The 10,500-nt window shown below is 62.9% G+C and carries 9 protein-coding genes; 8 read left to right on the forward strand and 1 reads right to left on the reverse strand.

What is annotated here, in order from left to right:
- The coding region (locus tag JOY90_RS32230; protein ID WP_291695133.1) for a DUF429 domain-containing protein at positions 1-584 on the forward strand (584 nt) is incomplete at its 5' end.
- A gap of 19 nt (positions 585-603) precedes the next feature.
- On the opposite strand, the gene JOY90_RS32235 is transcribed toward JOY90_RS32230, so the two are convergent.
- Positions 604-2,514 carry a right-handed parallel beta-helix repeat-containing protein gene (locus tag JOY90_RS32235; protein WP_291695134.1) on the reverse strand — a complete coding sequence of 637 codons (1,911 nt, stop codon included), beginning with the start codon at positions 2,512-2,514 and terminating at the stop codon, positions 604-606.
- 163 nt (positions 2,515-2,677) lie between these two features.
- Here JOY90_RS32235 and JOY90_RS32240 point away from each other — a divergent pair, with 163 nt between their 5' ends.
- The 7 genes from JOY90_RS32240 to JOY90_RS32270 form a co-directional block, all read left to right on the forward strand.
- Positions 2,678-3,382 carry a glutathione S-transferase N-terminal domain-containing protein gene (locus JOY90_RS32240; protein ID WP_291695135.1) on the forward strand — a complete coding sequence of 235 codons (705 nt, stop codon included), beginning with the start codon at positions 2,678-2,680 and terminating at the stop codon, positions 3,380-3,382.
- Positions 3,383-3,414: 32 nt separating this feature from the next.
- On the forward strand, positions 3,415-4,293 hold the full coding sequence (locus tag JOY90_RS32245) for an alpha/beta hydrolase (protein ID WP_291695136.1): 879 nt from the start codon (positions 3,415-3,417) through the stop codon (positions 4,291-4,293).
- Between the two features lie 215 nt (positions 4,294-4,508).
- On the forward strand, positions 4,509-5,984 hold the full coding sequence (locus JOY90_RS32250) for a hypothetical protein (RefSeq protein WP_291695137.1): 1,476 nt from the start codon (positions 4,509-4,511) through the stop codon (positions 5,982-5,984).
- A gap of 218 nt (positions 5,985-6,202) precedes the next feature.
- Positions 6,203-7,312, forward strand: coding sequence for a radical SAM protein (locus JOY90_RS32255; protein ID WP_291695138.1), 1,110 nt, complete (start codon positions 6,203-6,205; stop codon positions 7,310-7,312).
- An 838-nt stretch (positions 7,313-8,150) separates the two neighbouring features.
- Complete coding sequence (locus JOY90_RS32260; protein WP_291695139.1) at positions 8,151-8,726, forward strand: histidine phosphatase family protein; 576 nt, start codon at positions 8,151-8,153, stop codon at positions 8,724-8,726.
- 87 nt (positions 8,727-8,813) lie between these two features.
- Complete coding sequence (locus JOY90_RS32265; protein ID WP_291695140.1) at positions 8,814-9,182, forward strand: ArsC family reductase; 369 nt, start codon at positions 8,814-8,816, stop codon at positions 9,180-9,182.
- A gap of 122 nt (positions 9,183-9,304) precedes the next feature.
- Positions 9,305-10,500, forward strand: a 1,196-nt coding sequence (locus JOY90_RS32270; protein ID WP_291695141.1) for a cache domain-containing protein, incomplete at its 3' end; no start/stop codon positions are given.

Consider the following 10,500-nt stretch of genomic DNA (forward strand, 5'->3'; position numbering starts at 1 on the left):
ACTATTCGCCGGGGCTGGCGCGGCTATTGTCGATGCCGCATGCGCGGGCGATGATCGACATGCCGATCGGGCTCGGGACGGCCGGCCACCGCCGCTGCGATCTGCTGGCGCGCGAATTCGCCGGCGCATCCGTGTTTCTCGGCGCGCGGCGCAACCTGTGGACATTCGCAGATCAGGCCGCCGCCAACCGCCACTACTGGCAGCACGAAGGCAAGGGCATGGGCGTGTCCTGCCAGCTCTGGAACATCCGCGACAAGCTCAGGGAAGTCGACGACGTCATGACGCCCGAGCGACAGGCCACGATCGGGGAAGCACATCCGGAGCTGATCTTCCGGCGGCTCGCCAAGGGCGTGAGGCTCGACGGCAAGAAATCCGAGCGCGGCCGCGCCCAGCGCACCGCGCTGCTCAGGCAGCAGGGTTTTCGCAGGCTTCCGAAATGGCTGACGCAGCGCCACGGCACCGGCATCGGCCGCGACGACCTGATCGATGCCTGCGCCTGCGCGGTCGCCGCGCGTGACTCCATCGCATGTCTCGGCGGCGGCGAGCGCGACGAGCGCGGCCTGCGGATGGAAGTCCATTATTGAGGCCTCGAAGCCGCAACGATCACACCAGGCGGTTATTGCCGAGATGCACCGACGCCTTGTCGCAGCTGCCGTCCACCGCAGCCGCGATCTTCACCAATTTGCCGCGCGCCACGGTGTTGTTGTTGATCGTGACGTTTCGTGACCTGCCGATGCAGATCGCGCTGTCCGGCTTGATTCCATAGAGCTGCCCGGCGTCGAACGCGCTGCCGCGGATGAAGGTCTGGCCGATCGCATTGTCGATGATCTGGACGCCGTCGGCGTTGCTGACGAAGATCGCATAAGGATAGGAATCGTCGATGTGATTGCCCGCGATGGTGATGGTGCGGTTCTGGAAATTGTTCTGAAATCCCTTCGCGCCTTCGGGGGCCGACATGCCGACATAGATCGCACCGAGTGCGCCGTTGCCCGCAATGAGTTCGTTGGCGCCGGTTGCCGAATGGCTAAAGCGGTTGTTGCGAAGGATGAGATTTTCCGCAAAGCCGGACTCGGACCAGAAGCCGATGTCGCTGCCAGCCTGCAGCGCGACACCGGAGGAATAGGTGAACTGGCAGTCCTCGACGATCGCGTTCGGCGCCTTCACCAGGACGCGGCCGCAGGCGTGAAAGCTCGACCGCCGAACCGCGGTGCCGGCGCCGATCCTCGACAGCGAGGTGATGGAATCGCCGACCTTCAGCGGCAGGTCGTCCCGCAGCATCGCCTCATAGACCAGGTCGGGCTCGGTCGGCGGACTCCTGTTCTTCCAGAGCTGCGCGATCCGCTCCTTCAGCTCGGGCGCATGACGCTTGCGGAGCTCATCGAGCCGCGTCCGACCGAGTGAGCGGAAGCTCGCGTGATCGCAGCTTTCGATCTCGTCGCCGACCGCAAGCCCGATGTCCCATTTCGGCGTGAGCAAATAGCGTTTCGGCGCAGGCTTCGCGAGGACGTAGTAGCAGAAGCCGTGCACGTTCACCGCATCGTCGGAGGTATTGGCGAAGGTGCAGTCCTGAAAGGTCGGACCGCGCTCCACGGTGATGAAATGCGAGCCGTCCGAATTGGTGGAGATCAGCCGGTCGGCCGATGCGCCTTTCGGGCGCGGTCCGGGGACGATCGAGACCTTGTTCAGCATCATCGAACCCGCGCCGCCGTTCTCCAAGAGTCCCATGCCGGGCGAGGCGAACAGCTTGACGTCAATGAAGCTCGTGGCCGTGCTGCCGTCGACCGCGATGGCATGCGCATAGCTGTTGGCGATGGTGACGACATCGCCCACGGCCACCGGCAACTGGCTCGGGAAGCAGTCGTTCGCACCCCAGCGCAGATGGATCTCGATCAGGCCGGGCGAAAGCCGCTCGATCTTGGCAGGGGTGATGAAATCGCGCGCCCCAGCCTTCAGCGCCTTCGTCTTGCGGTCCATGACCCTGAAGAAGCCGTCGGTGATGGTGGCCAGGAAGGCGCTATCGTCGGGATAGCCGGGATCGACCTTGACCGTGATCTGCAACCCCTTCTTGTCGAAGGAAACGATGGTGCCTTGCGTGAACGGCAGCGGATCATAGTCGATGATGAGATCGCGAATGGTGACGTGGCTGGATGCGGAAATCTGCAATGTCGAATCCCGCGTCGTGTTGATCAGTTGTGCGCCGTTGCCGTTGAGCTCGAAGCCGTCGAGCTTCCTGAAGGCGAGGGGACGCTTGATCCGATAGGTCGCGTTCTTCTGCAGATTGAAGGCGATGTGGATCGGGCCGCCGCCCTTGGCTGCGTCGCCGCCCTCCTTCTCGATGGCTGCGATCGCCTTGGCGAAGGCCGCGTCGACGTCGGCGCCCGGACCAAGAAAGCTCGCCATTTCGAATGTGGCTGCGCCAGGTGCGGCCTGTGCATCGGCCCGACGCCTCAGCAAGGACAGCGCCGCGAACGAGGAGGCGAGGCTGATCGTCCGGCGTCGGCTCAGCGGTTGCATGCGGGGCTCCAGTTTGAGCCGTGTCGATCGACGATGGTCGGTCGCGCCGCATGAACCGCGGCTGAATGACGTTTTGATGGACGGCGCGCCGCGGTCTCTTGCCGGAGGCAGTCCAAGTCATTAACTGCGAAGGCAACCATTCAGGAGCAAGGCAGGCATCGCCATGGCGGATCTCTCGGGCTTTCCCATCACAAGGCGCTGGCCGGCACAGCATTCCGACCGGTTGCAACTCTACTCGCTGCCGACGCCGAACGGCGTCAAGGTGTCCATCATGCTGGAGGAGATCGGCCTACCCTATGAGGTGCATCTGGTCGACTTCAGCAAGGACGACCAGAGGACGCCGGAATTCCTCTCGCTCAACCCGAACGGCAAGATCCCGGCGATCATCGATCCTGACGGGCCGGGCGGGGCGCCGCTCGGCCTGTTCGAGTCCGGCGCGATCCTGCACCATCTCGCCGAGAAGACCGGCAGGCTGCTGCCGGATGATCCGGCGCGGCGCTGGCACACGCTGCAATGGCTGCATTTCCAGATGGGCGGCATCGGGCCGATGTTCGGCCAGGTCGGCTTCTTCCACAAATTCGCCGGCAAGGACTACGAGGACAAGCGGCCATTGCAGCGCTACGTGAAGGAAGCCAAGCGCCTGCTCGGCGTGATCGAGCAGCGGCTCGCGGGGCGGCAATGGATCATGGATGACGACTACACCATCGCCGACATTTCGATGCTCGGCTGGGTGCGCAACCTGGTCGGTTTCTATGAGGCGCGCGACCTCGTTGCGTTCGACGATTTCACGGCCGTCTCGGCGTGGCTGGAACGCGGTCTGGCGCGGCCCGCGGTGCAACGCGGATTGAACATTCCGAAGCGGCCGTAAGCCGTCTACGCCTACCCACGCGGAGCGGCGTCATGATGCCGGGACAGGACTCCATAACCCTCGATCACGGCATGGCCGACATCGCGCCTGGCGTGCGGCTGCACTATGTCACAGTCGGCGCGGGTCCGCGCATGGCGGTGCTGCTGCATGGTTTTCCGCAGACCTGGCAGGCGTGGCGGCGGGTGATCCCGCTGCTGGTCAAGGCCGGCTATTGCGTCGTCGCGCCGGATTATCGCGGCGCCGGCCATTCCGCGCGGCCGAGTGGCGGCTACGACAAGCGGACCATGGCGCGGGACATCCGCATCCTGGTGCGCGAAAGGCTTGGAATCGGCGGCCCGCTGATCCTGATCGGCCACGACATCGGGCTGATGGTTGCCTATGCCTATGCGGCGGCGTTTCCGGACGAGGTCTCTCACCTCGTGGTGATGGACGCGCCGCTGCCGGGCACGGCGGTGTTCGACCGCCTCCGCGCCGACCCGCGCGTCTGGCAATTTGCGTTTCACGCCGTGCGCGACATTCCCGAAATGCTGGTGGCCGGCCGCGAGCGTCAATATGTGCAGGCCTTCGTCGACGCGCGGATCTACGACCCGTCGGCGATCAGTGCAGCCGAGCTCGACGCCTATGCCGCGGCCTACGCGGCCCCGGGCGGCCTGCGCGCCGGTTTCGAGCTGTACCGTGCCTTCGACCAGGACATCGCCGACAATCGCGAGGGGCTGGCGCGAAGCGGCAAGCTGAAGATGCCGGTGCTGGCCGTGGGCGGCGCGGTCAGCACGACGGGACCGTTGATGGCGGACATGATGCGCGAGGTCGCCGACGACGTCAGCGAGTTCAGGGTGCCGCGTACCGGGCACTGGATCGCCGAGGAGAATCCGGGCGCGTTCGTCGAGCGCCTGCGTGAGTTTCTGGGGTGATCGTGTTAGCAAGGCGCCGGCGTCGTAGAGGTCGCGCAGCCCGAAGCTTCTACGCGAAGGGAACGAGCGCACCGACACTGTCCCGGCGCTGCAGCGTGGCAGAATCATGCCGACATTGCGTCATCGAAGCGCGATACTAACTGGGATCACCTCATACAACCCTGGATACATGAACGTGAAAGTGGCTATAATGAGCCTGATATGCATTTAAATGGTTGACTTCCGGCTTTGCGGGGGCATGCGCGAGAGCAACTCTGATCTACCTACAACCTGGTATCATGCAGCGAGTCGATTTCAAGGAGGCATTTGGGATCATCCAGGCGGTCGATGCCAAGCTGGCTGAGTCATTGAGAGCCGTGTGGGAGCAGACGGCGAAGGCCCGGCAAGCCAATCTTTGCTGTTATCTGGCGAAATATCCCTACAAGCATTTCGTGTTCAAGAACGGCCGTGCGCTCGATCCCGACGGCCAGCCGCTGCGGCCCGACCTGCTGGTGGCCGGCCAGCTTCCGGTCGGGCTCATCCTGGACAATCTTCTCGAAGTCATCGACGAGGTCATACGAAACGAAGAGGTGATCGAGTTTCCGCAATCCCTGCTGTTCAAGGACAATCTGATCGGACTGTGGGAGCTCATTGATCAGCAATTGAAAGTGGAGGGGCATCCGTCTCCGAACTGGACGATCTCGTCGGGTTCCAGAAGCCTCAAGTTCATCGAGTTTCCCACCCAAAAGGTGCAATGGGATCGCCTCCGGACGAGATACAGGCAGCTTTCCACCTACGACAAAGAGGTCGTACGCAAGCTCAGGGAGATCGACCTGATCCGGATGATCGGCGAGATCGACCAGAAATCGAAGCAATGGAGCACGCAGATACTGTACTTCTCGTCGCTCTGGTTCGATGAACTCGAGCAGCAACTCGCGGATCGCGCGAGAGTCGTGTCGGCCACGCAACTGTTTTCGTATCTCCAGAGCACGAGTTGGTCAGCGTTGGCCCGCGTGCGCTACAACGACGATGAGCTTACCGATGCGCTGACGGAATGGGGAGGTGATTCCAACGTCGCGCGGTGCAAGGCGGCCTATCTGCTGTTGCGACACAGCCTCCAGGTTCTGACGCAGCGGCGCCCGTGTTTCGGACCGGCCAACGGTTTGTCGAGCCTCGGTCCACTCGATACGTTCCGGAACGATCTGCTACAGGTCGCGCGCCTGAAACCCACGATCCTCGGACCGATGTATCTGCACGCCGGACAGGCCGGGCTGCTGTCGCTATCGCAGCTCGTCCCTTCCGCCTTCGAAGAGAATCCCGACGACAATCTGGAATATATTTTCAAGATCATTTCGCGTGCACGCGATGCGGCCGCCAGGCGTGATATCTGGGTGCCGGCTCTGCAGGGATTGCCGGCGTTGTTTTCCCGATTGACCTTCCGCGTGAGAAGTGGACGGCGGCGCCAGAAGGGGCGTCACGGATCGGTGCTGACGTTCAGGGTCAAGTATTCGCCATCTCCCAGTGGCAGCTATGAGCGGGAGGACGTGCCGATCGAAAGCTTCTACGAGCCGTTCTTTTCACCGGACAGCCTGCCGACCTCGGATAGCCGGTTCTTTCGCGTGGCTTTGAAGCTCGATCTGCGGGGAAACGCTTTTCTGCCGCAACAGGTTGCGCCGGTTCGTCGGCCGATCTATGCCAACGAGCCGACGTAAGTAGTAGCGGCGCGCTTATTACGGTACTGGGCATCGGCTATATGTTGCCTGACAGGCACAATCACAAGTTTTTCAACAAGACCTCTTGCACTCAAGGCAGTTCTGAGCCATTGAGGCTCGCCCCAGTTGATCGACTCGCGGGCTGACGTCCTACCCAAGCTGGCCTAGATGCTTCCTCACAGCCACACCTTGCGCCTCGCGCTGGTTGGAGGCCGCTGATGCGTTCCGCTGAAAGCAGCGAGACCGACGCGTCGTGGCTTCCATCAACATCCCACCCAGGCCAGTCCGAGCCGGAGTTGCTAAGCGGAGGTCTCAGCCTTCCGCTGTTCAAGAACGTTCCGCCGGAACGGTGCTCGCCTGACGAGCAGCGCAACATCATTCCCGGCCGCGGCGATCTACGGATATCGCTGACAGCCAAGTGTAATCTTGCCTGCAACTATTGTCACAATGAGGGGCAGAAAGCGCCATGGCTCCACGGCCGCAAGACCGTGGTGACGCTTCAGACCATCGACGAGTTGCTGGATTTGGCGGCGCGCTATGGTGTCAGGAGCGTCAAATTCAGCGGCGGTGATCCCGGTATGTTTCCAGACATCGTCGGCGTGCTGAAGGTGGTTGGGTCCTGGCGAGAGCGTTATCCGGGCATCGTAAAATGGGGGATCGCCACCAACGGGGTGCCGTTCCTCAATCGCAGAAAATTCGAAGCTCTCGTCACTTCCGACCTCGACAACATTAGCATCGGCATCGACTCGGTCGAGCCGGGGGAACGGTCGAAGCCTAGCTCGCCGACCGGCATCCCGAGCAAAAGGCTGGTCGACGAATTCGTTTTACCTTTACTGGCGCGATGGAGTGATCGAGCGATCAAGTTCGACATCGTTTTTACGGGCGAACTGCATCAAACACTGAATGTCATCCGTGCCGCCAGGGAACTGGGCATCAATGCGAGCGTGATCGAAGTCAATGGCGTCATGGAGAGGGCGCACTTGGTGCGTGCACAATTCCTCGAATTGATTCGTCTGGCCGCCGAGGAGTTTCGGCTCGAGCCGAGGCTTCATGAGCCGTTGAACGAGATCTATCTATTCGACGAGCGCGGTCATACGCCCATCAAGTTCTATCAGGATCATTGTCGCGATCACGATTGCGGCCATTGCCGCATGATTCATCTGCGCGTTTCTCCCGCCGCCGATGGCTGGGCAGCCGTTCCTTGTTTTCTGCAGGCTCAGGCCAGGACGATCCCGCTAGCTGTCAACGGCAAGCTCAATACGTCTCGCTTCGAGGACGCAATCGAGCACAATGGGTGTGGTCCGCAGTGGCCCAGCGGCACCTCTTAACGGGGGCGCGCTCACCCTTCCCAGTCCCGGCGAGGGAATAATGTCTTGAAGAATGACCCCCGCATTTGGGGGCTGATTTTTTTGGTTAACATCAGGACCCATCATCCGATCAGAAAAACCCCGGCTATACAGTGCTGCTTTTGCTCCCGATTTCTTCCTCGTTTCCCGCCCTCCATGATTTGCGCGTCACCTGGACAACAGGAGACGAACATGGAGCATACCAGAATCGGCGTAATGGCTTTACTGGTAGGTTTGGCGAGCCTCGCCACGGACGTTTCGCGCCTGACGCTGGAATTGGCGCCACACCAAGCTCTCGTCAACCTGTTCCCGGCGCGCGGACCGCCGCACGAGTTGTCCGAGCCGATTTCTGACCCCCGGCCTGAGCTCCCGATCCTGAGTCCACCCGCGCAGCCGCTCGTGCATGGACCGCCACGGGCGCTCCCACGAGGACCGCCTCCCTACCAACCCCATCGGCCGCCCTTCTCCAAACTGCCGCCGGACTTCAGTACCGATCATGCGCCTTGGTGTCTTGCCTGTCGCCATCAGATGCGCCGATAATTCGAGACAGGCATTTCGGTGACCCAGCGAACCACTGCGCGCCACCCATATTCCGGCCGAATCGGTCGGTCATCAGGCTGACCACGATAGAAGCGGCTGCTGGCCGCTGTATCAGGCTGCACGGCAAGTGCAGCGCAAATCTCCAGCCAGTCCAATAGTCCCAATCATTTTGCACGGCGACATCTACAGGTAGCTTTGCTCGCCTGCCTCGCCTGGCGCATTTGCTTCCGATGACGTCGGGGGATAGTTTTGAGGTGCCGCCATTCCTTGGAGACCCCCGATGACTGCGCTCACTCTTCTGATCATCCGTCACGCCGAAAAGCCCGGTGAGGACTGGCCCGGCCCCGGTCTGACCGAGGACGGACAGCAGGACACGGAATCACTGGTCATTCGCGGCTGGCAGCGCGCCGGCGCCTGGGCGGCGCTGTTCGGTGCCGGCTTGGGGGGCGCGGATTATCCGGCGCCGCAGATCATCTACGCCGCGAAGCCGGGCGCGTCCGACGATCTCAACGACGGGCCGAGCCGTCGTCCAGCGGAAACGATCTGGGCGCTCGCGCCGCGGCTTGGCCTGAAGCCGATCGAGAGCATCGCCAAGGGTGAAGAGAAGAAGCTGGTGGAGGATGTGCTGGCGAAGAGCGGTGTCGTGCTGGTGGCCTGGGAGCACAAGGCGATCATCTCCGACATCCTGCCCCGGATTCCCGTCATCGCGGGCACCAGCCTGCTGGACCATTGGTCCGGCCATCGCTATGACGTCGTGCTGCGCTTCGACCGCGCCGAGGGCGCGACCGAATTCAGCTTCCGTCAGCTCTTTCCAAAACTGCTGTCCGGCGATTCCGACCAGCCGCTCAAGGCCTGAGACCTCCGCTGCCTTTGGTCGCCGTTCTTGGTTTCCGGGCGGTTATGCTGCACACCCGCTGCGGCAATTCCGGGGAGTTTTCAGGCCATGACCATCACCATCTACGGCATCAAGAACTGCGATACCATGAAGAAGGCGCGGGCCTGGCTCGACAGCCACGACGTCGCCTATGATTTCCACGACTACAAGGTCACAGGGATTGCCAAGGACAAGCTGAAAGCCTGGAGCGACGAGCTCGGCTGGGAGGCGCTGCTCAACCGCGCCGGCACCACCTTCCGCAAATTGCCTGATCGTGACAAGGAAGGTCTCGACGAGAGGAAGGCGCTGGCGCTGATGCTGGCGCAGCCGTCGATGATCAAGCGGCCGGTGCTCGACCTCGGCCGCAGGCGTCTGGTCGGCTTCAAGCCGGACCTCTACGCCAGGGAGGTGAAGGCCCCCGCCAAGGCCGGCAGATGACCAGACCGAACAAGTGACGGGCAAATAAATCGCCCCTGCCGGGGGAACCCTGCGGTCCGATCCGCGTTCGGTTCAGGGATTCGTGTGCCGGATCCCGTGCGCGAGTCGGGCTGGGGCGGAGCATGGTATTTGGTAGCCGATCTGAACGGGCGGGCCGGCTCGGCTCGGCGCTGGCAGGCTGTTACGGCGCGCTCAACATCAAGGCCCGTCTTCTGCTGCTGGTCGGCACGCTGTTCGCGCCCTGCTGCGGGCTCGTGCTCTACGCGATCGGGTCGACCGAAAATACCGCAGACGCCAGCATCCGACGCGGGCTGTTGTATTCCGTGCAGGCCGTGTCGGCCGCGGTTGATGCCGAGTTGCGCCGCCATGCCGGCGTGGCCGAGATGCTGGCGCGTTCACCGGCGGTGCTGCAGGACGATCTTTCGGCCTTCGCGGCCGAGGTCCAGCGCGCGTCGGTGGCGACGGGCGACAATTGGGTCCTGGTCGCCGATCTCGACGGCAGGGTGCTGATGAACACGGCCGCGAAGCCTGGCCGCGACCTCGGCAGCCGGAGCATCGAAGGCTGGGAGTCGCAAACCAGGGCGATCCGGACCGGCACGCCCTCGGTATCGGACATTTTCGTCGGGCCGACGTCGCACGAATGGATTGCTACGGTGGACGTCCCGATCCTCAAGGACGGACGGCCGTTCCGATGCCTCGCGATCAGCATGCGTGCGGTGAATTTCACCCGCCTGCTGGCGCAGCAGCAGGTGCCCTCGGACTGGCTGGTCGGCATCATCGATACCAGCGGCCGCTATGTCTCGCGCATCCCGAGGAACGCCACGCAGACCGGGCAGTTCGCGTCCGAGGGATGGCGTGCGACCGTCAACGTCCCCGGCATCTCGGAGTTTACGTCGATCGAGGGCGACAAGGTCATCAACGCCAATGCGCATCCGACATTGAGCCGCTGGACTGTCGGTGTCGGCATCAAGGAAAGCGCCTTTGCCGGCGAGATCGCCGCCACCATTCGCACCACGGCGGTCGCCGCGATCGCCATCAGTGCGTTGGCCCTGCTGCTGGCCGCCGGCATCGCCGCCAGCATCGCGCGTCCGCTGCGGGAGATCGGAAGCGGGGAGGGTGCGCAGCCTGCCGGGCGGATATCTGATCCACCGGAAATTCGCGCGCTCAGATTCCGCCTCGTCGAGGCGGAACTGGTGCGGAGACGGAGCGAGCGTGCCAACAGCGACAATATCGCGTTGCTCGCCCAGGCCCGCGACATGTGGCTGAGCACGGCCGAGCAATTGAAGCTCGCCGCCAAATATGGCGGGTTGGGCACCTT

The sequence above is a fragment of the Bradyrhizobium sp. genome (assembly GCF_019242285.1).
GTDB lineage: Bacteria > Pseudomonadota > Alphaproteobacteria > Rhizobiales > Xanthobacteraceae > Bradyrhizobium.